The sequence below is a fragment of the Pinisolibacter sp. DMC19 genome (genome assembly GCF_056313985.1).
This window is the reverse complement of sequence record NZ_JBQUZF010000005.1, coordinates 251,475-277,372: the sequence shown is the minus strand read 5'-3', so window position 1 is coordinate 277,372 and position 25,898 is coordinate 251,475. Positions and strand designations below refer to the sequence as shown.

26 protein-coding genes are annotated in these 25,898 nt (G+C 70.1%); 7 read left to right on the top strand and 19 right to left on the bottom strand.

Annotation, left to right across the window (positions count from 1 at the left end; all coding sequences use genetic code 11):
* Positions 1 to 128: 128 nt before the first annotated feature.
* Genes hemC through ACT53U_RS14505 form a run of 3 tightly spaced genes read left to right on the top strand, consistent with a single transcriptional unit; the run spans position 129 to position 5,188 of the window.
* Positions 129 to 1,067 (top strand): hydroxymethylbilane synthase, encoded by a 939-nt coding sequence (gene hemC / locus ACT53U_RS14515; RefSeq protein ID WP_476156203.1) that lies wholly within the window; start codon positions 129 to 131, stop codon positions 1,065 to 1,067.
* A gap of 7 nt (positions 1,068 to 1,074) precedes the next feature.
* A complete protein-coding gene (locus ACT53U_RS14510; protein WP_476156201.1) occupies positions 1,075 to 3,528 on the top strand; it encodes a uroporphyrinogen-III synthase in 2,454 nt (817 codons plus the stop codon).
* 10 nt (positions 3,529 to 3,538) lie between these two features.
* Positions 3,539 to 5,188, top strand: coding sequence for a heme biosynthesis HemY N-terminal domain-containing protein (locus ACT53U_RS14505; RefSeq protein ID WP_476156199.1), 1,650 nt, complete (start codon positions 3,539 to 3,541; stop codon positions 5,186 to 5,188).
* A gap of 240 nt (positions 5,189 to 5,428) precedes the next feature.
* On the opposite strand, the gene ACT53U_RS14500 is transcribed toward ACT53U_RS14505, so the two are convergent.
* The 8 genes from ACT53U_RS14500 to ACT53U_RS14465 all read right to left on the bottom strand — a co-directional run bounded on the left by ACT53U_RS14500 (position 5,429) and on the right by ACT53U_RS14465 (position 12,078).
* Positions 5,429 to 5,902, bottom strand: coding sequence for a DUF1097 domain-containing protein (locus ACT53U_RS14500; RefSeq protein WP_476156197.1), 474 nt, complete (start codon positions 5,900 to 5,902; stop codon positions 5,429 to 5,431).
* A 466-nt stretch (positions 5,903 to 6,368) separates the two neighbouring features.
* The gene (rplS, locus tag ACT53U_RS14495; protein ID WP_476133678.1) at positions 6,369 to 6,749 is read right to left on the bottom strand and encodes a 50S ribosomal protein L19; all 381 of its coding nucleotides are present in this window, start codon (positions 6,747 to 6,749) and stop codon (positions 6,369 to 6,371) included.
* A gap of 98 nt (positions 6,750 to 6,847) precedes the next feature.
* Positions 6,848 to 7,567: a tRNA (guanosine(37)-N1)-methyltransferase TrmD gene (gene trmD / locus ACT53U_RS14490; RefSeq protein WP_476133676.1), complete on the bottom strand. Its 720-nt coding sequence runs from the start codon at positions 7,565 to 7,567 to the stop codon at positions 6,848 to 6,850.
* Positions 7,564 to 8,133 carry a ribosome maturation factor RimM gene (gene rimM, locus ACT53U_RS14485; RefSeq protein ID WP_476156195.1) on the bottom strand — a complete coding sequence of 190 codons (570 nt, stop codon included), beginning with the start codon at positions 8,131 to 8,133 and terminating at the stop codon, positions 7,564 to 7,566. Before rimM ends, trmD begins: the two co-directional genes overlap by 4 nt.
* Before the next feature lie 32 nt (positions 8,134 to 8,165).
* Positions 8,166 to 8,519: a 30S ribosomal protein S16 gene (gene rpsP, locus ACT53U_RS14480; protein WP_476156193.1), complete on the bottom strand. Its 354-nt coding sequence runs from the start codon at positions 8,517 to 8,519 to the stop codon at positions 8,166 to 8,168.
* Between the two features lie 123 nt (positions 8,520 to 8,642).
* Positions 8,643 to 10,145: a signal recognition particle protein gene (gene ffh / locus ACT53U_RS14475; protein ID WP_476156191.1), complete on the bottom strand. Its 1,503-nt coding sequence runs from the start codon at positions 10,143 to 10,145 to the stop codon at positions 8,643 to 8,645.
* Positions 10,146 to 10,407: 262 nt separating this feature from the next.
* Positions 10,408 to 11,346, bottom strand: a complete 939-nt coding sequence (locus ACT53U_RS14470; RefSeq protein ID WP_476156190.1) for a GyrI-like domain-containing protein — start codon at positions 11,344 to 11,346, stop codon at positions 10,408 to 10,410.
* 117 nt (positions 11,347 to 11,463) lie between these two features.
* Positions 11,464 to 12,078 (bottom strand): class I SAM-dependent methyltransferase, encoded by a 615-nt coding sequence (locus tag ACT53U_RS14465; protein ID WP_476156188.1) that lies wholly within the window; start codon positions 12,076 to 12,078, stop codon positions 11,464 to 11,466.
* Positions 12,079 to 12,173: 95 nt separating this feature from the next.
* Here ACT53U_RS14465 and dapF point away from each other — a divergent pair, with 95 nt between their 5' ends.
* The 3 genes from dapF to ftsY are packed head-to-tail and all read left to right on the top strand — an operon-like array spanning position 12,174 to position 15,503.
* Complete coding sequence (gene dapF / locus ACT53U_RS14460; RefSeq protein WP_476156187.1) at positions 12,174 to 13,064, top strand: diaminopimelate epimerase; 891 nt, start codon at positions 12,174 to 12,176, stop codon at positions 13,062 to 13,064.
* A complete protein-coding gene (gene mtaB / locus ACT53U_RS14455) occupies positions 13,061 to 14,353 on the top strand; it encodes a tRNA (N(6)-L-threonylcarbamoyladenosine(37)-C(2))-methylthiotransferase MtaB (protein ID WP_476156185.1) in 1,293 nt (430 codons plus the stop codon). The genes dapF and mtaB overlap by 4 nt, the downstream gene beginning before the upstream one ends.
* Position 14,354: 1 nt before the next feature.
* Positions 14,355 to 15,503: a signal recognition particle-docking protein FtsY gene (ftsY, locus tag ACT53U_RS14450; RefSeq protein WP_476156183.1), complete on the top strand. Its 1,149-nt coding sequence runs from the start codon at positions 14,355 to 14,357 to the stop codon at positions 15,501 to 15,503.
* A gap of 46 nt (positions 15,504 to 15,549) precedes the next feature.
* On the opposite strand, the gene ACT53U_RS14445 is transcribed toward ftsY, so the two are convergent.
* Together ACT53U_RS14445 and ACT53U_RS14440 are read right to left on the bottom strand one after the other, a co-directional pair.
* On the bottom strand, positions 15,550 to 15,957 hold the full coding sequence (locus ACT53U_RS14445) for a carboxymuconolactone decarboxylase family protein (RefSeq protein ID WP_476156182.1): 408 nt from the start codon (positions 15,955 to 15,957) through the stop codon (positions 15,550 to 15,552).
* 7 nt (positions 15,958 to 15,964) lie between these two features.
* On the bottom strand, positions 15,965 to 16,540 hold the full coding sequence (locus tag ACT53U_RS14440; RefSeq protein ID WP_476156180.1) for an AprI/Inh family metalloprotease inhibitor: 576 nt from the start codon (positions 16,538 to 16,540) through the stop codon (positions 15,965 to 15,967).
* A gap of 243 nt (positions 16,541 to 16,783) precedes the next feature.
* Between ACT53U_RS14440 and ACT53U_RS14435 the strand changes: the two genes are divergently transcribed.
* Positions 16,784 to 17,371 carry a GNAT family N-acetyltransferase gene (locus ACT53U_RS14435; RefSeq protein ID WP_476156179.1) on the top strand — a complete coding sequence of 196 codons (588 nt, stop codon included), beginning with the start codon at positions 16,784 to 16,786 and terminating at the stop codon, positions 17,369 to 17,371.
* A gap of 80 nt (positions 17,372 to 17,451) precedes the next feature.
* Here ACT53U_RS14435 and ACT53U_RS14430 read toward each other — a convergent pair whose 3' ends face one another.
* The 9 genes from ACT53U_RS14430 to ACT53U_RS14390 form a co-directional block, all read right to left on the bottom strand.
* Positions 17,452 to 18,231, bottom strand: a complete 780-nt coding sequence (locus ACT53U_RS14430) for a succinate dehydrogenase iron-sulfur subunit (protein WP_476156177.1) — start codon at positions 18,229 to 18,231, stop codon at positions 17,452 to 17,454.
* A 73-nt stretch (positions 18,232 to 18,304) separates the two neighbouring features.
* The gene (gene sdhA / locus ACT53U_RS14425; protein WP_476156175.1) at positions 18,305 to 20,131 is read right to left on the bottom strand and encodes a succinate dehydrogenase flavoprotein subunit; all 1,827 of its coding nucleotides are present in this window, start codon (positions 20,129 to 20,131) and stop codon (positions 18,305 to 18,307) included.
* A 4-nt stretch (positions 20,132 to 20,135) separates the two neighbouring features.
* On the bottom strand, positions 20,136 to 20,510 hold the full coding sequence (sdhD, locus tag ACT53U_RS14420) for a succinate dehydrogenase, hydrophobic membrane anchor protein (RefSeq protein WP_476156173.1): 375 nt from the start codon (positions 20,508 to 20,510) through the stop codon (positions 20,136 to 20,138).
* 10 nt (positions 20,511 to 20,520) lie between these two features.
* Positions 20,521 to 20,931, bottom strand: coding sequence for a succinate dehydrogenase, cytochrome b556 subunit (sdhC, locus tag ACT53U_RS14415; protein WP_476156171.1), 411 nt, complete (start codon positions 20,929 to 20,931; stop codon positions 20,521 to 20,523).
* 271 nt (positions 20,932 to 21,202) lie between these two features.
* On the bottom strand, positions 21,203 to 22,255 hold the full coding sequence (locus tag ACT53U_RS14410; protein ID WP_476156169.1) for a MaoC family dehydratase: 1,053 nt from the start codon (positions 22,253 to 22,255) through the stop codon (positions 21,203 to 21,205).
* Positions 22,256 to 22,441: 186 nt separating this feature from the next.
* Positions 22,442 to 23,200, bottom strand: coding sequence for a DUF429 domain-containing protein (locus ACT53U_RS14405; protein ID WP_476156168.1), 759 nt, complete (start codon positions 23,198 to 23,200; stop codon positions 22,442 to 22,444).
* Entirely contained in the window at positions 23,197 to 24,105 is a 909-nt protein-coding gene (gene pdxY, locus ACT53U_RS14400) for a pyridoxal kinase (protein WP_476156166.1), read from the bottom strand. The genes ACT53U_RS14405 and pdxY overlap by 4 nt, the downstream gene beginning before the upstream one ends.
* A 44-nt stretch (positions 24,106 to 24,149) precedes the next feature.
* Positions 24,150 to 25,355, bottom strand: a complete 1,206-nt coding sequence (locus ACT53U_RS14395; RefSeq protein ID WP_476156164.1) for an NAD(P)/FAD-dependent oxidoreductase — start codon at positions 25,353 to 25,355, stop codon at positions 24,150 to 24,152.
* Positions 25,352 to 25,876, bottom strand: coding sequence for a hypothetical protein (locus tag ACT53U_RS14390; protein WP_476156163.1), 525 nt, complete (start codon positions 25,874 to 25,876; stop codon positions 25,352 to 25,354). The genes ACT53U_RS14395 and ACT53U_RS14390 overlap by 4 nt, the downstream gene beginning before the upstream one ends.
* Between the last annotated feature and the right edge of the window lie 22 nt (positions 25,877 to 25,898).

Here is a 25,898-nt window from a genome sequence, read left to right as displayed (position 1 = left end):
GGGGTCGTCCTCATGGCATCGGATATGGCGGGCGGGCCGTCTTTCCTCTAGAGAAGACGAAAGATCGCCCGAGGCGGGCCGTCGGGCCCGTTTTCCCGCGCCCTGCCCTATCACCGGATGGGAACGCCGTGCAATCCGAGAAGTTCGACGACAAGATCCGTATCGGCACGCGCGGCAGCGCGCTCGCCTTGGCGCAGGCCTACGAGACCCGCGAGCGCCTCGCCGCGGCGACCGGTCGTAGCCCCGACGATTTCGAGATCGTGGTGATCAAGACCACCGGCGACCGCATCCTCGATCGGCCGCTCTCCGAGGTCGGCGGCAAGGGTCTGTTCACCAAGGAAATCGAAGAGGCGCTGCTCGACGGCTCGATCGATCTCGCCGTCCATTCGTCGAAGGACATGCCGACGGTGCTCCCCGACGGGCTCGTCATCTCCGCCTTCCTGCCGCGCGAGGACGTCCGCGACGCCTTCCTGTCGCGCAACGCCAAGTCGCTCGCCGATCTGCCGGCGGGTGCGAAGGTCGGCACCTCGAGCCTGCGTCGCCGCGCCATGGTGCGCCGCCTCAGGCCCGACCTCGAAGTGGTCGAGTTCCGCGGCAACCTCCAGACCCGATTGAAGAAACTCGACGACGGCGTGGCCGACGCGACGCTTCTCGCCAACGCCGGTCTGCGCCGTCTCGGCCTCGAGGCCGAGATCGCCTCGCTGATCGAGACCGATGACTTCCTCCCCGCCGTCGGCCAGGGGGCGATCTGCATCGAGACCCGTGCCGACGACGAAGCGACGCTGGCCCTCGTCGGTCTGATCCATCACGCCGACACCGCCGCGGCGCTGACGCTCGAGCGCGCCTTCCTGCGGGTGCTCGACGGCTCGTGCCGTACGCCCATCGCAGGGCTCGCCAGAGTGGTCGACGGCGTGCTGCACTTCGACGGGCTGATCCTGCGCCCCGACGGGTCGGAAGCCCATGCGATCAGCCGCGAAGGGCCTGTCGCCGACGCCGAAGCGATCGGCGCCGAGGCGGGCGAGGTCCTGAAGTCGCTCGGTGGGCCGGACTTCTTCACGGTGGGATGATCGAGCGATGCGCGTGCTGGTGACCCGAGCCGAAGAACAGGGGCGTGCCACCGGCAAGCGCCTGGAAGCGGCCGGCCACGATGCCGTCACCGCACCGCTCACCCGCACCGTGCTCGACGGCGATGCCGAGATCGCGCTCGACGGCGTTCAGGGCCTGCTCGTCACCTCGGTCAACGCCGTCACCGCGCTCTGCCTCAGGCCCGACGTCGACACCTTCCGCGCCCTGCCGACCTTCGCCGTCGGCGACAAGACCGCGCGGACGGCGCTGGACCGCGGCTTTCAGAACACCGTCTCGGCGTCCGGCAACCGCCACGACCTCGTCGCCCTCGTCGCCGGCCGGCTCGACCCGCTCGACGGGCCGGTCCTCTGGGCCGCCGGCGAGGACCGCACCGCCGATCTCGAGGACGATCTCGTCGCCCGCGGCTTTTCGGTCCGTGTCGCCGTCGTCTACCGCATCGAGCCGGTCGAGACCCTGCCGGAGGGCGTCGCCGACGACCTGCGCTCCGGTCGGATCGACGCCGTCGCCGTCTATTCGCCCAAGAGTGCGGAAATACTGGTCGACGCGCTGGCGGCACGCGGCATCACGGCGGAGACGTCGAGTTTCCGCATCCATGCCATCTCCGAGGCCGCCGCCGCGCCGCTTCGCAAGGCCGGCTTCGATCGCGTGGTCGTCGCCGCCAGACCGGACGAACCCGGTCTGCTCGTCACCTTCGTCCAATCCTCCGGCGTCCCCGTCGTCGCCGAGACCACCGTCCTCGAGGGAGCATCCGACATGGCGGCCAAACACGAGCCGGAACGCACGCCCGACAGCGCCGCGACCGAGCATCCCGCGACCGAGGCGTCGCCCGCCACGTCGCCCGAACCGACCGCGGAAGCGACGGAGATCGTCGCCGCCGAGCCGGCGCCGGAGAGCCCCGCCGAGGCCGTGAGCTCCGAGACGCCGATCGAGGCGACCGAGCCCGCCGCCGCGACGACGACCGACGCGACGCTCGAGGCGGCGGTCGAACAGGCCGTCGAGCCGGAAGCCCCTGCGGCTGCGCCCGAGGCGCCCGCTCCGGAAGCCCCGGTCGCCGCTCCCGCCCCCGCCCGCCGGGGCATCGGCGGTGGTGCGCTGACCGGCGCCGTGGTGGTGGCGAGCCTCGTCGGCGGTGCCATCGGCGTGGTCGCGCCGCGCGTTCTGGCGCCGCAGGTCGACGCCCTCGTCGGCCCGGCCGCACCCGCCGCGCCGAGCCCGGAGCTGAAGGCCGCGCTCGACCGCGTCGCCGCCCTCGAAGCCCAGGCCAAGGCGCGCGCCGCCGAGAAGCCCGTCGACCTCGTGCCGCTCGAGAAGCGCCTCGCCGCGCTCGAGGCGGCGCCGGCGCTGAAGATCCCGGCCGATCTCTCCGCCCGCGTCGAGGCCCTGCAGGCGGCGGCGGCGGAACGCGCCGAAGCCGCCAAGACCTCGGTCGCCGAGAGCCTCGCCAAGCTGCCTGCCGACGGTACCGCGCTCGCGCAGCTGGCGACCAAGGTCGATCAGGCGATCGCCGCCGCCCGCGAGAGCTCGGCCGCCGAGATCGCCCGTCTGAAGACCGAGCTCGAGGCCACCCGCGCCGAACTCGCCGCCCGCGGCAGCGACATGGGCGCCGAGGCCAAGGCGGCGCTGGCGGATGCCGCCGCCCGGCTCTCGACCGAGGCCGAGAAGCGCAAGGCCGATCTCGACGCGGCGATCGACGGGTTCCGCAAGCGGCTCTCGGGTCTCGAGGGGATGCGCGCCGAGGTCGACGGCCTCGTCGGCCGGCTCGGCGGCGTCGAGACCTCGAACGCCGAGGCCAAGGCCGACCGCGGCCGCATCGCCGAGACGCTCGACCAGACCAAGTTCGCCGCCGAAGGCCTCGTCGGTCAGGTCGAGACCAAGATGGCCGCCATCGAGGCCGGCGCCAAGGCGGCGGAAGAAGCTCAGGCCCGCGCCGTTCTCGCCGTTGCCCTCGCCGACCTCAAGTCGGCGGTCGACGCCGGCCGTCCCTTCGCCAGCCAACTGGCGGTCGCCCGCCGCGCCGCCGGCACCGGCGGTGTCGCCGGTCTCGCCCCCCTCGACGCCTTCGCCGACAAGGGCGTGCCCTCGGTGACCAAGCTGCGCGAGGAACTGCCGAAGCTCACCCGCGCCATGGCCGATGCCGAGGAGAAGCCGGCCGGCGAGGAGAGCCTCTTCGATCGCTTCACCCGCAACGCGCTCTCCGCCGTGCGCATCCGCCCGGCGGGTGAGACGGCGGGCGAGAGCCTCGCCGCCAAGGTGTCGCGCGTCGAAGGCCGCATGACGGCCGGCGATCTCCCCGGCGCGCTCGCCGCCTGGAAGGCGCTGCCCGACAAGGCCCGTGCGGCGTCTGCCGCGTGGGGCGGTGCCCTCGAGGCGCGCGTTGCCGTCGATGCCGCGCTCGCCGCCGAGACCGCGGCGGTCGTCTCCAAACTCTCTGCTCCCAAGTGAGGTCCCGACGATGATCCGGTTGCTCGTCTTCCTCGTCGCCCTCGTCGGCCTCGCCTTCGGCTTCTCCTGGCTCGCCGATCACCCCGGCGAAGCCTCCGTCTCCTGGCTCGGCCAGCGGGTGGAGACCGACACGACCACGCTCGGCATCGGCCTCGTCGTCTTCGTCGTGGTGGTGATGATCGTCGTCGCCCTGGTGCGCATGATCTGGAACATGCCGGGTTCGATCGGCTCGTTCTTCGGCCGCCGCCGCCGCGACAAGGGCTGGTCGGCGCTGTCGCGCGGCATGATCGCGGTCGGCGCCGGTGACCTCGGCACCGCGGGACGCGCCGCCGGCGACGCCCGTCATCTCCTCGGCGACGAGCCGCTGGCGCTGCTGCTGGAAGCCCAGCACGCCCAGCTCCTCGGCGACCGCGGCACCGCCGAACGCGCCTTCACCGCCATGCTGGAGAAGCCCGAGACCCGCGTCCTCGGCATGCGCGGCCTCTATGTCGAGGCCGTGCGCTGGGGCGACGGCGCTGCCGCCCAACGATGGGCCGAGGCCGCCCATCGCGCCGCGCCGCGTCTCGCCTGGGCCGGTCAGGCCCTGGTCGAATACCGCACCCGCGGCCGCGACTGGCAGGGGGCGCTCGAGGTCGTGGACCAGAACCGCCGCAACGGCGTCATCGACAAGGCCGCCGCCCGCCGTCTGCGCGCCGTGATTCTCACCGCCGACGGGCTGGAGCGCGAAGCCTCCAAGCCGGAGATCGTCCGCGGCACCGCGCAGGAGGCCCACGGCCTCGCTCCCGACCTGGTGCCGGCGGCGACGCTCGCCGCCCGTCTCGCGGCGCGCGCCGGCGAGCTGCGCAAGGCGACCCGCATCCTCGAGGCCACCTGGAAGGTCGCCCCGCATCCCGAGATCGCCGAGGCCTATGCCCATCTGCGCGCCGGCGACGGTGCCGCCGATCGGCTCGCCCGCGTCCGCAAGCTGATCGCGATCCGCGCCAACCACGTCGAGGGCACGCTGGCGCTCGCCCGGGCGCTGGCCGACGTCAAGGACTTCGCCGAGGCCCGCAAGGTGCTGGAACCGGTCGTCGCCGCGGGTCCGACCCGCCGCGTCTGCCTGCTGATGGCGGAGATCGAGGACGGCTCGGGCGGTACGCCCGGCGCCGTGCGCGGCTGGCTGACCCGTGCGGTCCATGCCCGGCGCGACGCGACCTGGGTCGCCGACGGCTTCGTCTCCGACCACTGGGCGGCGATCTCGCCGGTCACCGGCCGGCTCGATGCCTTCGAATGGACGACGCCCCCGGAAGACGTCGCCGCGCTCACCTGGGACGATCCGATGGACGAGGCCGACGAGGTGCTCGCCGCCTCGGGCTCGATCGTCCCGGTCGAGACTGCGCCGCGCACGCCGCATGCGCCCGAGCCGGTCGTCGAGCCGACCCCGGCGCCGAAGCCGGTGGTGGTCGAGGCCGCAGCCGAACCGGCGCCCGCTCCGGTGACGCCGACCGTGGTCGAGACGCCCGCCCCGGCCCCGGTGCCGCCGGCGGCCAACGACGCCGAGCCGGTGAAACCCGCTCGTGATGCCGCGGCGGTCGAGCCGCAGGCCCGCCTGCCCGACGATCCGGGTCCCGGCGAGACCGAAGAGCCGGTCAAGAAGCGGCGCTTCCGCCTGTTCTCCTGAGGCCCTCGACGACGAGGCCGAATTCCTCCGCCAGGATCGCGTCCCGCTCGTCGGGCGCGATCCTTCGCGTCTCGATCCGCCCGTCGACGGTGACCCCGCTGCCGGCATCGCCGTGGCGTCGGGGCGGCGCTCTCGACCGGCGGCGATGACGCGCGCCGGGTCTTCACGCGCGAAGGGCCCGGATCTCGCGATCCGAGCCCCATGGGCGGGACGTCCCCCGAACCCGTTCCCCGCGGGGGATCAGGCCTTGGCCATCTTCTTGCCGATCGCCTCGGAGAGGTAGCCGAGCGCCGCGCCGATCACCAGCGACACCAGGATCATCCCCGCCTTGGTGGTGAGGGCGGAGCCGCCGTTGGCGCCGAACCAGGTCGCCGCGCCGAAGAAGGCGCCGGGGATGAAGCCGAACAGCGGGATGTTGGCCTGCAGGACCATCAGGCCGGCGGCGACGCCGACGATGACGGCGAGGACGAGGATGTTGCCGCCCCCGACGAGGCCGAACAGCAGCAGGGCGAGGAAGGCCCAGATCGCACCGCTGAGGTTGCCGGCCAGCGCCTTCTTCAGGCCGTCGAGACCACCGCCGGCCGCGTAGAAGGATCCCCAACCGATGACGCCGGCCCAGACCACGAGATCCAGGTTCGGAATTCCGATCGCGACATAGACCCAACCGATCACCAGGACGGTGATGCTGACTGCCAGAGAAACCAACAGGTTCATCGCAATTCCCCCTTGTTCCGACCCGACTTCGATCATGCGAGCGAACATGGAACGATCGGCGCACGACTACGCGCCGACGATCTCGCTCGAGAAGTCGCTGGTTCGTTGCGTAGACGCTACCGACAAAGTCTCATCGATCGCGTGATGAAGACATCGCGCGACTGACATCGCGGCCGATTTCGGCCGTTGTCTTCGGTAGTGCTACGGTGCGGACGCTAGGAGTGAATATTGGGTGGAGCCATAGGACGAAGGTACAGAATAATCGACGTGAAATGTCTTTGGACGATTTGACACACCCGCACGATTATTGGACCGAGCCGGAAGGCTGGACCGCGTCCATGCGGGATCGGCGGCCGAGCGAGGCCCCGGCACCCGATCGAACACGACGGCACACAAACGAAGAGAGGCCGGTGAACCGGCCTCTCACTGTCGAATTCTGTCTGTGGCGACGAGATCGCCCGCCCGATCACTCGGCGGCGGCGGGCTTCTTGTCCTGGCGCTCGACGATGCGGGCCGCCTTGCCGGTCAGGCCGCGCAGGTAATAGAGCTTGGCGCGACGCACCTTGCCGCGACGGACGACGTCGACCGACTCGATCAGGGGGGTGTAGACCGGGAACACGCGCTCCACGCCCTCGCCGTAGGAGATCTTGCGGACGGTGAAGGACTCGTTGATGCCGGCGCCCGAACGAGCGATGCAGACGCCCTCGTAGGCCTGCACGCGGGTGCGGTTGCCTTCGACGACGCGCACGTTGACGCGGACGGTATCGCCCGGCTGGAAGGCCGGGAGGGTGCGCTTCTCGGCGATGACCGCAGCCTGTTCGGCTTCGAGCTGTTCGATGATGTTCATGGGTACCACCTGTTCGGAATTTGCGTTGCCTATACTCGATGTCCGCCGCCTTGTCATGCCCTCGTTGCAGCGTCGAGGGCCGAGACGGCGCCGATTCGTCACTTTTTGTCGCCCTTGCCCTCGGTCGTCGCGGTTGCCCGCGCCGCCCAGAGGTCCGGTCGACGCTCCCGGGTGATCGCTTCGGCCTGCGTGCGCCGCCAGCGCGCGATGGCCGCATGATTGCCCGAGGCGAGTACCTCCGGAATGCCGCGCTCCTCCCAGACCTGCGGCCGGGTGTAGTGCGGGTATTCCAGGAGCCCGGTCTCGAAACTCTCTTCCGATCCGGACTCCGTCTTGCCCATCACCCCCGGCAGAAGGCGGACGATCGCGTCGAGCACGACCATCGCCGCCGTCTCTCCGCCGGAGAGAACATAGTCGCCGACCGAGACCTCCAGGAGGTTCCGCCCGTCGATCACCCGCTGGTCGACCCCTTCGAACCGACCGCACAGGATCACCACGCCGGGCCCTTCCGCGAGTTCGCGGACGAAGCCTTGCGTCAACGGCCGACCGCGCGGGCTCATCAGGAGCCGTGGACGTTCGTCCGTCGCCACCGAGTCCAGCGCCCGGCCGACCACGTCGGCGCGGAGCACCATGCCCGGTCCACCGCCCGCCGGCGTGTCGTCGACGTTGCGGTGACGACCCTCGGCGAAGTCCCGGATCTGCACCGTCGCGAGCGACCAGATGCCGTTGTCGAGCCCCTTGCCGGCGAGTGCCGTACCGAGCGGCCCGGGGAACATCTCCGGGTAGAGCGTGAGCACCGTGGCGGAAAATCCGGTCACGGCTCCTCGCGCTCCGCGTCCGCCACCTCGCCGCCGTCCTCGCCCGGTTCGGGCTCGGCCACGACGAAGAAGCCCTCGGGCGGCGCGATCACCACCCGACCACCGGCCACGTCCACCACCGGCACGAAGGCCTTGGTGAAGGGCAGGTGGAAGCTCTTCGCGCCCTCGGTGCGGATCTCCAGGAGATCGCCCGCACCGAAGTCGGGAACCGCGATCACCCGACCGCGCGACGTGCCGTCCGCTTCGACCGCCTCCAGGCCGATCAGGTCGGCGTGGTAGAAGGTCTCCTCGTCCTCCGCCTCCGGCAGCGCCGAACGCGGAATGAAGAGATCGCGGTTGGTGAGCCGTTCGGCCGCCGTGCGATCGGCGACCTCGCGGAACTTCACCACCAGCATGTCGCCCTGCGGGCGCAGCCGCTCCACCGTCAGCGTCCTGCCGTCGGGGAGGCTCAGCGGGCCGTAGTCGGCGACGGCATCGAGCGGGTCGGTGAAGGACTTCACCCGGACCTCGCCCTTGATGCCGTGCGCCGCGCCGACACGCCCGACGAGGATCGGTTCGTCGCTCATGACGTCTCGCCTCTCCTCGTGTCGACCACCGATCACTCGGCGGTCGCGGCCTCGGCCTTCTTGGCCTTCTCGGCGGCGCGCTCCTGGGCCTTCTTGCCCGGGACGGCCTTCTCGGGGTTCGAGCGGGCTTCGCGCTTCAGCAGGCCGGCGGCGTCGAAGAAACGAGCGACGCGGTCGGTCGGCTGGGCGCCGACGGACAGCCAGTGGGTGGCGCGCTCGGCGACGATGGTGATGCGATCGGCCGAGTCCTTGGCCAGCATCGGGTTGTAGGTGCCGATCTTCTCGATGAAGCGGCCGTCGCGCGGGGCGCGGGCGTCGGCGACGACGATGCGGTAGACCGGGCGCTTCTTGGAGCCACCGCGGGCGAGACGGATCTTGAGCGACATGGGCTCGGTTCCTTTCTGATCACTTCGATTGCACGAGCCTCGGGTTGCCCCGAGGAATTCCGATGTCTCCTCTCCGCGTCTCCATCGCCGGCCTCTGGCCGTTCGACGGGGGGCGGAGAAAACTCACTTCTTGCGGAAGCCCGGGGGCAGCGGCCCCTTCGGCATTCCCATGCCCGGCAGGCCGAGACCGGGCGGCAGACCCGGCATGCCGCCGAGGCCACCCGGCATCGACGGCATCTGGCCGGACTTCGCCATCTCTTCGAGCTGGGCGGGATCGATCTGCGGCATGCCGCCGCCGAGCATCGAGCCGAGGCCGCCGAACAGGCCGCCCTTCTTCTTGCCCATCATCTTCATCATGTCCGCCATCTGGCGGTGCATCTTGAGGAGCTTGTTGACGTCCTCGACGCGGGTGCCGGAGCCGGCCGCGACGCGGCGCTTGCGGGACGCGGCGAGAAGCTCGGGCTTGCGGCGTTCCTTGGCGGTCATCGAACGGATGATGGCGACCTGGCGGTCGAACACCTTCTCGTCGAGCCCGTCGAGCTGGCCCTTGAGCTTGCCCATGCCGGGAAGGAGACCCATGATCCCCTTCATGCCGCCGAGCTTCTTCATCTGCATCAGCTGATCGGCCAGATCGTCGAGGTCGAACTGACCCTTCTTCATCTTGGCGGCCATCTCGGCCGCCTTCTTGGCGTCGATCTCCTGCGCCGCCTTCTCGACCAGGGCGACGATGTCGCCCATGCCGAGGATGCGGCCGGCGATGCGGCTCGGATCGAAGTCCTCGAGCGCATCGGCCTTTTCGCCGGTGCCGACCAGCTTGATCGGCTTGCCGGTGACCGCACGCATCGACAGCGCGGCGCCGCCGCGGCCGTCGCCGTCCATGCGGGTCAGCACGATGCCGGTGATGCCGACGCGTTCGTCGAACGACTTGGCGACGTTGACCGCGTCCTGACCGGTGAGGCTGTCCGCCACCAGCAGGATCTCGTGCGGGCGGGAGATCTTCTTGATCTCCGCCATCTCGAGCATCAGCGGCTCGTCGATGTGGGTGCGGCCGGCGGTGTCGAGCAGGATGACGTCGTAGCCGCCGAGGCGGGCGGCGGTGGCGGCACGTTCGGCGATCTGGGTCGGCGACTGGCCCTCGACGATCGGCAGCGTGGCGATGCCGACCTGCTCGCCGAGCACGCGCAGCTGCTCCTGCGCCGCCGGACGGCGGGTGTCGAGCGAGGCGGCGAGAACCTTGACGTTGTGGCGTTCCGACAGACGCTTGGCGATCTTGGCGGTCGTCGTCGTCTTACCCGAGCCCTGCAGGCCGACCATCATGATGGCGACCGGGGCGGGCGCATGCAGATCGATCGGCTTGGCGTCGGAGCCGAGCGTCTCGATCAGCACGTCGTGGACGATCTTGATGACCTGCTGGCCCGGCGTCACCGAGCGCAGAACCTCGTGACCGACGGCGCGGTGGCGCACCTTGTCGGTGAAGGACTTGACCACGTCGAGGGCGACGTCCGCCTCGATCAGGGCGCGACGCACCTCGCGCATCGCCTCGCCGACGTCGGCCTCCGAGAGGGCGCCGCGGCGGGTGAGCTTGTCCAGAATGCCGGAAAGGCGTTCGGAGAGCGTGTCGAACATGGGGTCTTCGTCCCTTTCGGGGGGTCTTGGTCCCGGTTGATCGCCGCGGCCCCGACACCGAACCTCCAAACGGAAACGCGCCCGCGGGCGCATCGCGCTGGCGGACGGTGACCTCCGGGGTCGAATGGCATGCCCCGGTCGGCGGGTCGGCGACGGAGAAGTCGACGAGAATGGTGGTGTCTCTAAGCGAGACGGGCGCGAGAGTCAACGCATTGCTCGACGCGTCCGCCGCGATTTCCGGGCGAAACGGCGCCCGGCCGGCTCACTTCACCAGCACCCAGACGTCGATCACGGTGCGGTCCTCTTCCGAGCCGAGGGCGTTGACGTCGTAGCGCTCGAGGATCGACTTGGCCTCGAGGCCGAGCCGGGTCATCTCGTCGTCGATGCGGGCATAGACCTCCTCGAGGTCGTCGATCGGTCCGTCGTGACGGAACTCGAGCGCGCGGCCCGCCGGCGACTTGCCGACCTTGACGCCCTTGGGCAGCTTGGCGTCGGCCTTCGGCGGGGCGGCGAGCGGCAGCATCGCCTTGAAGCCGACGTCGTCGCTGTCGCTCTCGATGTATTCGACGAGCGGTCCCTCGGTCGGCTCCAGCCCGAGCTTCTTCGCCGCTTCCGCCAGCTTGTCGAAGACCGAGCCGAGCTTCTCCTCGGCTTTCTCCCAGGTGGTGACACCGGTGACGAAGAGCACCGGCTTCGCCGCCAACACGATCTCGACCGCCACCGGCTTCGGCGCGGCGGGCTGCGCGGGTTGCTGGGTCGCTTGGGGCACCGGCTGGGGGGCGGCCGGAGGGGGAGGAGCGGGCGTGGCTTCGGTGGGCTTGGCGCCGTCGGCCGGCGGCGTCACGGGAGCCGGCGTCGCAGGCGCGGCTTCGGCCGGCTTCGGCGTCTCGGCCGGCGGCGGCGAATGCGGCGTCTGACTCTGGAGGACGGGAGCCTGAGCGGGCGCCGGCAACGGCGTGGGCTTGGGCACCTCGGGCACCGCGACCGGACCGGGGCCGGGCGGGATCACGATCGGTGCGACCGGCGTGGGCGCCTGCGCGGCGAGCGGCGGACCGCTCGGCTGTGGCACCAGCACGGGGGCGGGCGCGACGGGCCGGGTCGCGAGCGGCGGCTGCGTCTCGATCGCCAGGGGAACCGTCTGCGCGCCAGCCCCGCCGGTCGCCGCGATCACCGCCAGTCCTAGCACCATGCCGAAGCGCATCGATCGCCCTTCGCCCGTCATCGCCGTCACTCCGCCGATCCGGCCGTCCCGAATCGCCGCAACCATCGCACGCGGCGGGCCGCGCGACGAGGGGGCTTTCCGCCCGATTTCGCGGCGTCAGCCGAGACGGCGGGGCATCTCACGCGCCCAGGGGTGGTTCGGCCCGACCGCGGCGATGCGCTGCACCACCTTGTCGCCCTGCGCCCCGGTCGCCGCCGCCGGCAACTCGCCCTGCTCGTAGGCGACGATCACCAGCCCCTCGGTCAGCGCCGGCGAGAGCAACTCGTTCGGCGCCAGCAGGAACTGCGGGTTGGACGGCTTGCCGTGGCGCTCCTGGCCGAGCGAGAAGGTCTCGTAGATCAGCACGCCGTCGTCGGCGAGCCGCGACCGCAGCACCGGGAAGAGCGGGCGGAAGAGGTAGTTGGTCACCACGATGCCGGCGAAGCGGCGATCGGCGGCGAGCGGCAGGTCGACCCCGCCCGGCCCTTCGAGGTCGTGGGAGAGGATCTCGACGCGGGGATCGCCCGAAAGATCGGCGAGGCCGGAGACGTCGCGATCGATCGCCACGACCGGATGGCCGGCGGCGAGTGCCGCCCTCAGATGCCGTCCGGCGCCGCAGGCGAGATCGAGCACGGTGCCGCCCGCCGAGACGCCTTCGAGAAACCGCGTCACCCAGTCCGACGGCCGCCCGTGGCCGTGCGGGTTGACCATCGTCACCGGAACATCGCTCATCTGCCGCCTCGCACTGGTCTTTTCGACCGAGTTTCGCCATATGTGATGCGACCGGCGCCCGCAAGACTGCAGCGTGCCGCATCTCCGGAGCGACCATGACGACCGCGATCCCCTTTCGCAAGATGAACGGGCTCGGCAACGACTTCCTGGTGTTCGACGCGCGCGGCGGCGCGCCGCGTCTGACGTCGGAGGAAATCGCCCGTCTCGGCGACCGGAAGACCGGTATCGGCTTCGACCAGATGATCACCATCGAGCGTTCCGACGCCGGAGCCGATGCCTTCATGCGGATCGACAACGCCGACGGCGGCGAGGTCTCTGCCTGCGGCAATGCGACCCGGTGCATCGGCTGGGTGCTGATGCAGGAGAAGGACAAGGCGTCCGTCACCATCGAGACCCGCGCCGGGCTGCTCTACGCCTCGGACGCCGGCGAGCCCGAGCTCGTCACCGTCGACATGGGCGAACCGCGGCTGAAGTGGAACGAGATCCCGCTCTCCGAGCCCTTCGCCGACACCCGCGCCATCGAGCTGCAGATCGGCCCGATCGACGCGCCGATCCTGCATTCGCCCTCGGTCGTGTCGATGGGCAACCCGCACGCGATCTTCTTCGTCGACGACATCGAGATCTACGACCTCGCTGCGATCGGCCCGATGCTCGAGCATCACCCGATCTTCCCCGAGCGTGCCAACATCTCGCTGGCGCAGGTGACGAGCGACGAGAGCCTGATCCTGCGCGTATGGGAACGCGGCGCCGGCCTCACCCGCGCCTGCGGCACCGGCGCCTGCGCCGCCGCCGTCGCCGCCCATCGCACCCGCCGCACCGGTCGTCGCGTCCGCGTGTCGCTGCCCGGCGGCGATCTCCTGATCCATTGGCGCCCCGAGGACGGTCACGTCATGATGACCGGCCCGGTCGAGACCGAGTTCGAGGGCGTGCTCGATCGCGACACCCTGACCTGGACGCGGGCACCGGCCCGAGGAGCGGCGGAGTGAGCGTCGAGCTGGTCACCCTCGGTTGCCGTCTCAACACGGCGGAATCCGAGACCATGCGCGAGCAGGCGCGTGCCGCGGGGCTGGACGATGTCGTCATCGTCAACACCTGCGCGGTGACGGCGGAAGCCGTGCGTCAGGCCCGCCAGACCATCCGCCGCGCCCGCCGCGACAATCCCAAGGCCCGTATCGTCGTGACCGGCTGCGCCGCCCAGGTCCAGCCCGAGACCTTCGCCGAGATGGGCGAGGTCGATCTCGTCATCGGCAACGACGCCAAGCTCGAGGCCTCGTCGTGGTCGGCGCTGGCCGATTTCGGCATCGCCGAGAGCGAGAAGGTTCGCGTCAACGACATCTTCTCCGTGCGCGAGACGGCCGAGCACATGGTGCACGGCTTCGCCGAGCACACCCGTGCCTTCGTCCAGGTGCAGAACGGCTGCGACCACCGCTGCACCTTCTGCATCATCCCCTACGGCCGCGGCAATTCACGCTCGGTGCCGGCCGGCGCCGTGGTCGAGCAGGTCCGCACCCTGGTCGAGCGCGGCTACCGCGAAGTGGTGCTGACCGGTGTCGACATCACGTCGTGGGGCGGCGACCTGCCGGGCACGCCGAAGCTCGGCCGCCTCGTCGGACAGCTGCTGCGCGGCGTCGAGGGGCTCGAGCGGCTGCGCATCTCCTCGATCGACAGCGTCGAGGCCGATCCGGAACTGATCGAGCTGATCGGCGCGGAGACGCGGCTGATGCCGCATCTCCATCTGTCGCTCCAGTCGGGCGACGACATGATCCTCAAGCGGATGAAGCGGCGCCATTCCCGGGACGACTCCGTCCGCTTCTGTGCGGACATCCGCGCCCGTCGCCCCGACATCGTCTTCGGCGCCGACCTCATCGCCGGTTTCCCGACCGAGACGGACGAGATGTTCGAGGGCTCGCTGCGGCTGGTCGAGGACTGCGGCCTGACCTTCACCCACGTCTTCCCCTTCTCGGCCCGCCCCGGCACGCCGGCCGCGCGCATGCCGCAGCTCGCCAAGACGGTGGTCAAGGAACGCGCCGCCCGTCTGCGTGCGGCCGGCGAGGCGGCGCTCGGCCGCGCGCTCGACGCCGAGGTCGGCCGCATCGACCGCGTGCTGATCGAGAAGGCCGACCAGGGTCACACCGAACGTTTCTTCCCCGTCCGCGTCGACGCCGCCGGGGTCTCCAATCTGCCGATCGGCGACATCGTGCCCGTGCGGGTCGTCGGCCATGCCGACGGCGTGCTGCGGGCCGTCGCCCTCCCCACCGACGACGTGAAGGCGTGACATGAGCGAGAACGAGAAGCGCGGCCTGTTCGGTCGTCTGTTCGGCAAGGCCGCCCCCGAGGTGGCCCCGGCCGTCGCGCCCGTCCCGCCGGTCGTCGAGCCGGCACCCGCCGAGGAAGCGGTCGAGGTGGTGGAGGAGGTCGTCGCCGAGGTCGTCGCGGCGCCCGTTCCGGCGGCGCTGGACATCACGACGTCCGCTCCGGTCGATCTGGCGCCCGCCGCGGCGCCGAAGCTGTCGTGGTGGCAGAAGCTCAAGTCCGGCCTCGGCCGCACCTCCTCGGCGCTGACCACCGGCATCGGCGCGATCTTTACCAAGCGCCGTCTCGACGAGGCGACGCTGGAAGAACTCGAGGACGTGCTGATCCAGGCCGATCTCGGTCTCGCCACCGCCATGCGCATCACCGACGTGCTGCGCCGCGACCGCTTCGACAAGGAGATCGGCGACGACGAGGTCCGCGCCATCCTGGCGTCCGAGATCGAGAAGGTCCTCGCCCCCGTGGCGAAGCCGCTGGTGATCGACGGACCGGCGAAGCCCCACGTCGTCCTCGTCGTCGGCGTCAACGGCTCGGGCAAGACCACGACCATCGGCAAGCTCGCGATGAAGCTCGCCCGCGAGGGCAAGAAGGTGACGCTCGCCGCCGGCGACACGTTCCGCGCCGCCGCGATCGAGCAGCTGAAGATCTGGGGCGCCCGCACCGGTGCCACCGTCATCGCCCGCGAACCCGGGGCGGACGCCGCCGGCCTCGCCTTCGACGCGCTGGTGGCGGCGAAGGAGAACGGCTCCGACGTGGTGGTGATCGACACCGCCGGGCGGTTGCAGAACCGCACCGAACTGATGGCCGAGCTCGAGAAGATCGTCCGCGTCATCAAGAAGAACGATCCGACCGCGCCGCACGACGTCGTCCTGACGCTCGACGCCACGACCGGTCAGAACGCCGTCACCCAGGTCGAGATCTTCGGTCGGGTCGCCGGCGTCACCGGCCTCGTGATGACCAAGCTCGACGGCACCGCCCGCGGCGGCATCCTGGTCGCGGTCGCCGAGAAGTTCGGCCTGCCGGTCCACTTCATCGGCGTCGGCGAGGGCGTCGAGGATCTCGAGCCCTTCGACGCGGCCGATTTCGCCCGCGCGCTGGCGGGACTGGAGCACTGAGAGCGGACAGTGTCGTCGCGTCGGGGAGGTCGATCCCGTCCCGGGCTCAGGCGCCCGGCGGGGTGCGGAAGCGCTCGTCGACCTCGACACCGAGGGCGGTCACCATGCGATTGGTCTCCGCCGCCATGCCGACCACCGACACCAGTTCCATGAACTGCGCCTCGCTCATGCCCTTGGCGCGGGCGGACGCGGTGTGGGTGTGGATGCAGTAGTCGCAGCCGTGGGCGATCGAGACGGCGACGTAGATCATCTCTTTCACGAGCGGATCGATCGTGCCGGGGCCCATCACCTGCTTGAGGCTCTCCCAGGTGCGCCGGAGCGTGACGGGATCGTGGGCGAGCGCCCGCCAGAAGTCGTTGATGTAGTCGGTGTTGCGGGCGGCGCGGATCTCGGCGAAGACGGCGGCCGCTTCGCTCGAGAGTTCGTCGTCGGAAAGCAGCCGGACGGTCGCCATCGGGGCCTCAGCGCGACAGGGAGATCCCTTGGGCGGTGGCGGTCTTGCCGGCGAACTTCTCGCCGCCGGCGTTGACCAGCGTCGCCACGGTCGAGCCGTCGGAACCCTTCAGCGTGACCGTCTTGCCCTCGAGGTTCCAGGCCGAGATCTTCTGCAGTTCCAGCGTGTTGCAGCCACGGGTGGTGGCGCGGTAGCCGCCGGCCCAGCTGGTCAGGTTCATGAAGAGCTGGCAGTTGTCGCTGCCCGCGGCCATGCGCCAGCCGCCGAGCAGGTCGGTACGGCCGATGGCCGGGGCCTTGGCGGCATCGGGCATGGCGATCGGCGCGGCCGGTGCGGCGGCGACGCCGGGCTGGCCGGGAACCGGGGCATTGGGGTCGACCGGCGCCTGGACACCGCCGGGAGGCGGCAGCGGCTGCAGCGTCGCCTGCGTCACCGGCGCAGTCGGGGCGGCGGGCAGCGGCTCGTAGGTGGCCGGCGCCGGACGCGATCCGTACGAAGGCCCGTCGCTCAGCCCCATGCGGGAACAGCCGGCGAGAGCACCGGCGAGCATCACGGCAACGGCAATCCGATCGGCGCGAATCATTGCGCAGTCTCCTCGACAACTCGCCTTCTTCTACAGCGAGGCTTTCAGGGATGCGACTCTTCTCGTGCTTTCGGGCGGAATGGCGGCGCTGCGAGCACGCTCTTCGTTGCATGGCGGACGTGTCGTTCCAGCGCCTCATACGCAAATTTGCATAACTGCCATTTTCCAGCCTTATTGCATTGCGAGAAGTTCTTGCAGAAACATGCTGCGATGCACCATCGCGATCGACAAGGAGTGAGACCGATGAACGCGCTGACCGGCGGCGGTTCGATCCGCAAGCTGTGGGTGGCCGACACGGCCGCCTTCAAGGACCATCTGATGCGGCTCGATCCGCAGACCCGCCGCGCCCGCTTCGGCATGGCGGCGTCCGACGAGTTCGTGGCGCGCTATGCCGAGACGAGCTTCGCGCTCGACACGCTGATCCACGGCGTCTTCGTCGGCGGCAATCTGGTCGGCGTCGGCGAGCTGCGCTCGCTCGGCCGTTCGCGCACCGAGGCGGAGGCGGCCTTCTCGGTCGAGGTCGACTGGCAGGGCCGCGGCTTCGGCCAGCGGCTGATGGACCGCGTCCTGCTCGCCGCCCGCAACCGGCGGATCGAGCGGCTCTACATGAACTGCCTCGCCTCCAACGGCCAGATGCAGCGCCTCGCCCGCCGTGCCGGCGCCGATCTCGAATACGAGGGCGGCGACGTCGTCGGCCTCGTGGTGCCGCAGACCCCGACGCCGGCCTCCTGGCTGCGCGAGGCGGTGCGCGACGGCTACGGCTGGGCGAGCGCCGTCGCCGACATGCAGAAGCGGGCGAGCCCGATGCGCCTCTTCGGCCGGGCGAACTGATCGCCCGAAACATCGTTCGAAACGACGAAGGCCCCGGCGGATCCCGCCGGGGCCTTCACGCATCGTGAGCTTCGAGACCGTCAGAGACGGCGCTCGATCAGCATCTTCTTGATCTCCGCGATCGCCTTGGCCGGGTTCAGACCCTTGGGGCAGGTGTTCGCGCAGTTCATGATGGTGTGGCAGCGATAGAGGCGGAACGGGTCCTCGAGATTGTCGAGGCGGTCGCCGGTCGCTTCGTCGCGGCTGTCGATCAGCCAGCGATAGGCCTGCAGCAGGACCGCCGGGCCGAGGTAGCGGTCGCCGTTCCACCAGTAGCTCGGGCACGAGGTCGAGCACGAGGCGCACAGGATGCACTCGTAGAGACCGTCGAGCTTGGAGCGATCCGCGTGGGACTGCTTCCACTCGGTCTGCGGGGTGGGCGTGACCGTCTGCAGCCAGGGCTCGATCGAGCGGTGCTGGGCGTAGAAGTTGGTCAGGTCCGGGATGAGGTCCTTGACCACCGGCATGTGCGGCAGCGGATAGACCTTCACGGCGCCCTTCACCTCGTCCATGCCCTTGGTGCAGGCGAGGGTGTTGAGACCGTCGATGTTCATCGCGCAGGAGCCGCAGATGCCTTCGCGGCACGAGCGACGGAAGGTCAGCGTCGGGTCGATCTTGTTCTTGATGTAGATGAGACCGTCGAGCACCATCGGACCGCAGTCGTCGCGATCGATGTAGTAGGTGTCGAGCTGCGGGTTGCGGCCGTCGTCGGGACTCCAACGATAGACCTTGAATTCCTTGAGCCTGGTCGCTCCGGCGGGCTTCGGCCAAGTCTTGCCGATCTGCACCGTGGAGTTCTTCGGAAGCGTGAGCTGAACCATTGCGGTCTCACCTCTTCAGGATGATCGTCGAGGTCCGTCGGCCGTGGCGGCCGACGGGTCGATGCGGGCGGGATCAGTACACGCGAGCCTTCGGCTCGATGTAGGCGATGTCCTGCGACATGGTGTAGGTGTGCACCGGACGGTCGTCGAGCTTGACCGACTTGGTCGCGCCGTCGGCCCAGGCCAGCGTGTGCTTCATCCAGTTGGCGTCGTCGCGGTTCGGATAGTCCTCGCGGGCATGCGCACCACGGCTCTCCTTGCGGGCTTCGGCCGAGTTCATGGTGACGACCGCCTGCTCGATCAGGTTCTCGAACTCGAGGGTCTCGACGAGATCCGAGTTCCAGACCAGCGAGCGATCGGTGACCTTGACGTTCGGCAGGCCTTCCCAGACCTGCTGGATGAGCTTGACGCCCTCTTCCAGAACCTCGCCGGTGCGGAACACCGCGCAGTTGTTCTGCATGGTGCGCTGCATGCCGTTGCGCAGCTCGGCAGTGGACGTCGAGCCGGCGGCCCAACGGTACTTGTCGAGGCGGGAGACGGCGAGATCGCCGGCACCGGCCGGAAGCTCCGGCTGGCGGCCGTTCGGCACCACGGTCTCCTTGCAGCGCAGGCCCGCCGCGCGGCCGAAGACCACGAGGTCGGTCAGCGAGTTGGAGCCGAGACGGTTGGCGCCGTGGACGGACACGCAGGCCGCCTCGCCGATCGCCATCAGGCCCGGGACCACCGAGTCCGGATCGCCGTTCTTCTTGGTCAGCACCTCGCCGTGATAGTTCGTCGGGATGCCGCCCATGTTGTAGTGGACGGTCGGCAGGATCGGGATCGGCTCCTTGGTCAGGTCCACGCCGGCGAAGATCTTCGCCGATTCCGTGATGCCCGGCAGGCGCTCGGCCAGGATCGCCGGATCCAGGTGGCTGAGGTGCAGGTGGATGTGGTCCTTGCCCTTGCCGACGCCACGGCCTTCGCGGATCTCCATGGTGATGGAGCGCGAGACGACGTCGCGCGAGGCGAGGTCCTTGGCCGACGGCGCGTAACGCTCCATGAAGCGCTCGCCCTCGGAGTTGGTGAGATAGCCGCCCTCGCCGCGCGCGCCCTCGGTGATGAGGACGCCGGCGCCGTAGATGCCGGTCGGGTGGAACTGCACGAACTCCATGTCCTGCATCGGCAGGCCGGCGCGCAGGATCATGCCGCCGCCGTCACCGGTGCAGGTGTGGGCCGAGGTGCAGGAGAAGTAGGCACGGCCGTAGCCGCCGGTCGCCAGAATGGTCTTCTGCGAACGGAAGCGATGCAGCGTGCCGTCCTCGAGGCAGAGCGCCACGACGCCGCGGCAGGCGCCGTCGGCATCCATGATCAGGTCGATGGCGAAATACTCGATGAAGAACTCCGCCGAGTGACGCAGCGACTGACCGTAGAGCGTGTGCAGGATGGCGTGGCCGGTCCGGTCGGCGGCGGCGCAGGTGCGCTGGGCGATGCCCTTGCCGTAGTCCGTGGTCATGCCGCCGAACGGGCGCTGGTAGATCTGGCCACCCTCGGTGCGCGAGAAGGGAACGCCCCAGTGCTCGAGCTCGTAGACGGCGTCGGGCGCGTTGCGCACGAGGTACTCGATCGCGTCCTGGTCGCCGAGCCAGTCGGAGCCCTTGACGGTGTCGTACATGTGGAAGCGCCAGTCGTCGCGACCCATGTTGGAGAGCGAGGCGGCGATGCCGCCCTGCGCCGCGACCGTGTGCGAACGGGTCGGGAAGACCTTGGTGATGCACGCGGTCTTCAGACCGGCCTCGGAGGCGCCGACGACGGCGCGCAGACCGGCGCCACCGGCGCCGACCACCACCACGTCGAAGGTGTGGTCGATGAAGGAATAGGCGGCGCCGGTGGTGCCGGGCGCCTCGAGGATGTTGTCAGCCATGGTCTCAGACCCCGAACGAGAGCTTGGCGACCGCCCAGAGCGAGCCGACCACGATGAGAGCCGCGAAGAACCAGTTCAGCACGACGCAGGCGACCTTCCACGGCTCGCCGTGGACGTAGTCCTCGATGATGACCTGCATGCCGATCTTCATGTGGATCGCGCCGGCGATGATCGTCGCCGCCAGCAGGATCGCCACGAAGGGATTGGCGAGCGCGGCGCGCGCCGAGGCGAAGGACGCGCCGGCATGACTGACCAGGAAGACGATCAGGAAGACGCCGAGCGGGACCAGTGCGGCGGCGGTCAGCCGCTGCATCCAGTAGTCCTCGGTGCCGTACTTGGCGGAGCCGCGGCCGCGAACCTGGGAAAGAGGGGTGCGCATGGGTGTCACCTCACTTCACGGCGTAGCCGACGACCCAGAGCAGGAGCGTCAGCGGCACGGAGAGGACGATGTTGAGCTTCGACAGCATGAAGCGCGGCTTCTCTTCGAAGCACTTGCCGAAATCCCAGATCAGGAAGCGGATGCCGCCGATCAGGTGATGGACGAGAGCCCAGGTGTAGCCGAAGAGCACCAGGCGGCCGATCCACGAGCCGAAGACGGCCTGAGCGGTCGCGTAGGGCGCCTGACCGGCGGCGGCTGCGATCAGCCACCAGGCCAGGAGGACGGTGCCGAAGTAGAGCGCGGCGCCGGTGATGCGATGGACGACGGACATGACCATCGTCCAGGAGGGCGCGTAGATGAAGAGGTGCGGCGAAAGGGGGCGCTCGACCCCGGTGCCGGCTTTCGTCTTTGTCGTCGACATCGGCCTGTCTTCGATCCCTGGGAGGTTGAAGGGGCGGTCGAACCGATCACGCCCGCGGCACGATGCCGCGGCCGGTGCGGGTTCGGGCGCACGGCTGGAAGCCTTCTAACCCCTTTGGGGGCAGTGCGTCAAAACGTCCAAAGGGATGATGACACGAGCCATGACGCCGGCGCGATCCAACACCCGCGCCGGTTTCGCTGCCAGAGCGTGTCAGTGCGGATGCCGAACATGGCATGGCACCGATGCGGTCGGGGGATACCTCGCGCTCCGATCAGCGCGGCATCAGCGCCCAATAGTCGAGATCGAGGATGACGGCGGGGTCGTATTCACCGTTCTCGAGCTTGTAGGGCAGGTCGAGGCAAGGCCTGTCCTTGGTGGCGACGAGGCGCAGGCGCAGCGCGCCGACGTCGTCGCGGCCGGGCAGTTCCGCCGTCTCCAGCACTTCCGACCAGGCGAAGACGGTCAGGCCGGCGAAGAGCGGGTTGACGTGGCGGCCGCCGTTGATCGCGGCGACGTGGAAGGCGTTGCCGAGCCCGTTGAACGACAGCGCGCGGGCGAGCGAGATGACGTGGCCGCCGTAGATCAGGCGGCGGCCGAAGCGGCCCTGACCCTCGGTGTACTGGTTGAAGTGGACCTTGGCGGTGTTCTGCCAGAGTCGCGTGGCGAGCATGTGCTCGGCCTCTTCCACCGTCATGCCGTCGACGTGGTCGATGCGCTCGCCGGCCTTGTAGTCGCCGAAGCGGTGGCGCGAGCCGGAGAGCACGTCGTCCCAGGTGTCGCGGTCGAGCAGCGGCACGGCCGAGCCGAGTTGGTCGGGCGAGAGCGCGGCGGGGAGTTCGGGGATCAGCTGTTCGGCGACGACGGCCTTCTCGTCGGCCTTGCGCACCATGACCCAACGCACGTAGTCGAGGACTTCCTCGCCGTGCTGGTTGTAGCCGGTCGAGCGGACGTAGACGACGCCGGTCTTGCCGTTGGAATTCTCCTTGAGGCCGATCACTTCCGACACGGTCGACAGCGTGTCGCCGGGGTAGACCGGGGCGAGGAAGCGGCAGCCGGCATAGCCGAGGTTGGCGACCGCGTTCAGCGAGACGTCGGGCACGGTCTTGCCGAAGACGACGTGGAAGACGAGGAGATCGTCGACCGGGGCTTCCGGGTAGCCGATCGCGCGGGCAAAGGCGTCCGACGACTGGACCGCGAAGCGCGAGCCGTAGAGCGCGGTGTAGAGCGCGACGTCGCCGTGCGTGATGGTGCGCGGCGTGGCGTGCCGGATCACCTGGCCGATGCGGAAGTCTTCGAAGAAGTTGCCCGAATTGGTCTTGGACACGGCGTCTCTCCCGGCGCGCGAGGCTGCTTTTCCTCGTGAATGGACCAAGCCGAAGAGGCCGTCCATTCCGCGAAGGTCGTATACGCTGCATTGCAGCGCAAATCGGTTCGATTTTCACGCGGCGCCCCGCGCGGCGGGGTGTCGCAGGTCTATGCGGGATCCGGCAGATCGCTGCGCGATGGCGGATCACGCCATGATGCGGATCGGCAGGCCGCGCGGATCGACGAGCGGCGGGTCGGGGAAGGAGACCGCCTCGCCGCGGGCGACGCGACGGGCGACGAGCGCCAGAACGCAGGCGTCGATCAGGTCGTCTTCGCCCGCACCCCGCGGTGGGCGGACGAGGCTGTCTGCGGGAAAGCCGAGGCGGGCGAGGAGGGCGCGGCGTTCGTCGAGGCCGGGCGGGTTCGGCCGGCTCTTGACCTTCTTGGGCAGCGTCATCGCCGCGCCGCCGTTGAGCACGGCGAAGGCGACCTCGGGGTGAGCCTCGACGATCCGGGCGGCGCGCTCCGGCGTCATCAGCCGGTCGATCTCGCGGATCTTGGGGAAGAGGCAATAGGCCTGTTTCGACACTTTCTTCGGCGGATCGGACGTGGCGAGCGCCGCGGCACAGGCCGCCGCATAACCTTCGCGGTCGTCGAGGCCTTCACCGGCGAAGATCGCCGACCGCGCCGGAATCGAGAAGACCGAGGACTGCCGCTCGCCGAGCATCGGGCGGACGAGGCGCTCGGGGCCGCGTCCCGTCGGGCCGATGACGTCGGGCAGGCCGATCGGCATGTCGATCGCCGCGACGAGGGGCGCATCGGGGGCGTCGAGGAGGTCGGCGAGGCGGGGAACGATGCGGATCTCGGGGGCGATCGGGCCGTCGTCGGCGACGAGGCAGGCGATCCAGCCGGCGGGGCAGCCGTCGATACCGGCGAGGCGTCTGCCCGCAGGCAGCCCACTCATTCGTCGCCTCCGACCGGCGTCACGGTGCGCGGCGGCGGGCGGCGGCGGGTGGCGAGACCCTGCGGCGCCTCGCCGATGCGGCGGACGGAGACCTGGGCCATCGGGTGGACGAAACGGTCCTGCTCGCGGGAGAGCGCCAGTTCGTCGAGCCCGTCGCGGGCCGATCGGGCGACCACCTCGAAGACGCCGGCGACGGCACGGGCGGTGGCGGCTTCGGTCGACAGGCCGTCGCAGAGGCGGGCGGCGAGCAGGCCGGCGAAGAGGTCGCCGGTGCCGTGGGCGTCGGTGTCGACCAGCGGATGTTCGAACTGCACGGCGCCGTCGGCAGTGACGAGCAGCGTCGCGATCGCGCGCAGCATCAGCGCCGGGGCGGAGGTGGCGACGACGATCGGGGCCGGCAGCGCGCGGGCGGCGGCGATCGCTTCGGCGGTGGTCGTGACCGGCATCCCCGCGAGCCAGCCGAGCTCGAAGCGGTTCGGCGTGGCGACGTCGGCGAGCGGCAGCAGGCGGTCGCGCACCGCGCGGGCGAGGCCTTCGCCGACATAGAGCGCGCCGCGGCCGGTCGCCTCGGCGTCGCCGATGACCGGATCGACGATCAGGCGCAGGCCGGGGGTGACGAGGCGCAGGCGCTCGATCAGGCGGGCGACGGCCTCGACCTGTTCGGCGTCGGCGAAATAGCCGGTCAGCACCGTGTCGATCTCGGCCGCCTTGGGGCTCTCGGCGATCTCGGCGAGGGCGGCGGCGAAGCCCGCGGGGTCGGGGGCGAGGCGGGTGGCGCGGCCGTGGCCGGGGTGCCAGGGCAGCCACACGGTCGGCACCAGCCAGACCGCATGGCCGAGGCGTTCGAGGGCGAAGCCGGCGGCCCGCGAGCCGATGGCGCCGCGCGCCACCTGCGAGGAGATCACGAGTACCGTCGATCTCGCGTCTCCGTCCGCCATCGCGCTCCGCCTCAGATGATGTTGGCCTCGACCACCGGGCGACCGGCGGCGAGCCGATCGTAGCCGAAGACCGAGAGGTCGATCGAGCGGTATTCGCCGAAGGCGATGAGTTCGGCCACCGCACGGCCCGCACCCGGACCCTGCTGGATGCCGTGACCGGAGAAGCCGTTGCAGAAGACGAAGTTCGTCACCTCCGGGTGGCGGCCGATCACCGCGTTGTGGTCGAAGGTGTGGAAGTCGTAGTGGCCGGCCCAGGCGCGCACCATCTTCAGCGCCTCGAAGGCGGGGATGCGGGTGGCGAGACCCGGCCAGATCACGTCGTCGAAGAGCGAATAGTCGACGTCGAAGTCGTCGTCACCGGCGCGGCCGTCGGCATTCTCCTCCGGTGACACGCCGCAGATGAAATACTGGCCCTCGGGGCGGACGTAGACGCCGGACGAGATCACGGTGCCGTCGATCAGCATCGGCAGACCCTCGACCGTCTCGCGGCAATGGACGACGAAGACGAAGCGCTTGCGCGGCTCGACCGGCAGTTCGATGCCGGCGAGCCTCGCCACGTCGCCACCGGCCGGGCCGGCCGCGTTGACGAAGGTGCCGCAGGCGATCTCGCGACCGTCGGAGAGTGTCACCGAGGTGACGCGGTTGCCCTCGCGGGCGATGCCGGTGACGGCGGCGTGGGTGTAGACCGCGCCGGCGCCCTTGGCGGCCTTGCGGATCATGTCGAGCCACATCCAGGCGTCGAACCAGCCTTCGCCCGAGTTGCCGTAGGCCGCGAGCGCGACGCCGTCGGTCGAGAGGCAGGGCCAGCGTCGGGCGATCTCGTCGGGCGCGATCAGTTCGATGTCGGAGCCTTCGGCGGTCTGGATGGCGTGGTTCGCCTTCAGGATCGGCACGCCGGCCTCGGAGGCGAGCGTCAGATAGCCCTTCTCGTGGAAGCCGATGTCGGCGTCCGGGCCGAAGCGCTCCTTCAGCGAGCGGATGACGTCGATGCCGAAGCGCGACAGGCGGATGTTCTCCGGCGTCGAGAACTGCTGACGGATCGAGGCGGCCGAGAGCATGGTCGCCGACCGGGCATAGGTCGGGTCCTTCTCGACGACGAGGACGGAGCCGGAAAAGCCGAGTTCTTTCTTGAGGAACCAGGCGGTGGAAGAGCCCATGATCGCGCCGCCGGCGATCACCACGTCGAAATGCTCGGCCACTTCCTTCTCCCTCGTCACGGGTTGGAGTTCTCTCCCGATATCCCCTTTTCTGCGGCTCCGTCATGCGTGGAGCGCGTGGCTCCTTCCACCGTGCGGGCCACCGGGCGGGGGCTCGCGAGCCCGGCGCCGCGGCCGGCGACCAGCCAGTGGGTGAAACCGGCGACGAGGCCGATCGCGGCGACGACCTGGATCTGGCCGACGACGAGGAGCGGCACGCCGCCCATGACGCCGACGACGGCAATGCCGGTGGCGACCACGAGATGGACGAAGAGCGAACGGGTGGCGGTCACCTCGCCGAGCACGATCGCCGCGGCCCAGGCCGGCCAGACGATCGCCGGCAGGAGCGGCAGGACGATGCTGCCGCGCATCAGATTGGCGACGAAGGCGACGATACCGGTCATGTCGCCCACGGCGGCGCGCTCGCCGGCCTCGATCGCGCCGAGGCCGAGGACGCCGACGACGAGGCTCGCGACGATCGCCAGCGACAGGCCGATGCCGGCGGCGAGCAGGCGCCAGAGGAGGCGCGAGAGGGAGGTCATCGTCGGGTTCCTCGCGAGATGG

Excerpts from the sequence above, each read along its gene's own strand:
- dapF (WP_476156187.1), top strand. The coding sequence starts at position 12,174 with ATGACGACCGCGATCCCCTTTCGCAAGATGAACGGGCTCGGCAACGAC.
- sdhD (WP_476156173.1), bottom strand. The coding sequence starts at position 20,510 with ATGCGCACCCCTCTTTCCCAGGTTCGCGGCCGCGGCTCCGCCAAGTAC.
- rplS (WP_476133678.1), bottom strand. The coding sequence starts at position 6,749 with ATGAACATCATCGAACAGCTCGAAGCCGAACAGGCTGCGGTCATCGCC.
- ACT53U_RS14510 (WP_476156201.1), top strand. The coding sequence starts at position 1,075 with ATGCGCGTGCTGGTGACCCGAGCCGAAGAACAGGGGCGTGCCACCGGC.
- ACT53U_RS14440 (WP_476156180.1), bottom strand. The coding sequence starts at position 16,540 with ATGATTCGCGCCGATCGGATTGCCGTTGCCGTGATGCTCGCCGGTGCT.
- ftsY (WP_476156183.1), top strand. The coding sequence starts at position 14,355 with ATGAGCGAGAACGAGAAGCGCGGCCTGTTCGGTCGTCTGTTCGGCAAG.
- ACT53U_RS14465 (WP_476156188.1), bottom strand. The coding sequence starts at position 12,078 with ATGAGCGATGTTCCGGTGACGATGGTCAACCCGCACGGCCACGGGCGG.
- ACT53U_RS14505 (WP_476156199.1), top strand. The coding sequence starts at position 3,539 with ATGATCCGGTTGCTCGTCTTCCTCGTCGCCCTCGTCGGCCTCGCCTTC.
- ACT53U_RS14470 (WP_476156190.1), bottom strand. The coding sequence starts at position 11,346 with ATGCGCTTCGGCATGGTGCTAGGACTGGCGGTGATCGCGGCGACCGGC.
- sdhC (WP_476156171.1), bottom strand. The coding sequence starts at position 20,931 with ATGTCGACGACAAAGACGAAAGCCGGCACCGGGGTCGAGCGCCCCCTT.
- ffh (WP_476156191.1), bottom strand. The coding sequence starts at position 10,145 with ATGTTCGACACGCTCTCCGAACGCCTTTCCGGCATTCTGGACAAGCTC.
- rpsP (WP_476156193.1), bottom strand. The coding sequence starts at position 8,519 with ATGTCGCTCAAGATCCGTCTCGCCCGCGGTGGCTCCAAGAAGCGCCCG.
- ACT53U_RS14435 (WP_476156179.1), top strand. The coding sequence starts at position 16,784 with ATGAACGCGCTGACCGGCGGCGGTTCGATCCGCAAGCTGTGGGTGGCC.
- sdhA (WP_476156175.1), bottom strand. The coding sequence starts at position 20,131 with ATGGCTGACAACATCCTCGAGGCGCCCGGCACCACCGGCGCCGCCTAT.
- rimM (WP_476156195.1), bottom strand. The coding sequence starts at position 8,133 with ATGAGCGACGAACCGATCCTCGTCGGGCGTGTCGGCGCGGCGCACGGC.
- ACT53U_RS14445 (WP_476156182.1), bottom strand. The coding sequence starts at position 15,957 with ATGGCGACCGTCCGGCTGCTTTCCGACGACGAACTCTCGAGCGAAGCG.
- ACT53U_RS14430 (WP_476156177.1), bottom strand. The coding sequence starts at position 18,231 with ATGGTTCAGCTCACGCTTCCGAAGAACTCCACGGTGCAGATCGGCAAG.
- ACT53U_RS14390 (WP_476156163.1), bottom strand. The coding sequence starts at position 25,876 with ATGACCTCCCTCTCGCGCCTCCTCTGGCGCCTGCTCGCCGCCGGCATC.
- ACT53U_RS14405 (WP_476156168.1), bottom strand. The coding sequence starts at position 23,200 with ATGAGTGGGCTGCCTGCGGGCAGACGCCTCGCCGGTATCGACGGCTGC.
- ACT53U_RS14500 (WP_476156197.1), bottom strand. The coding sequence starts at position 5,902 with ATGAACCTGTTGGTTTCTCTGGCAGTCAGCATCACCGTCCTGGTGATC.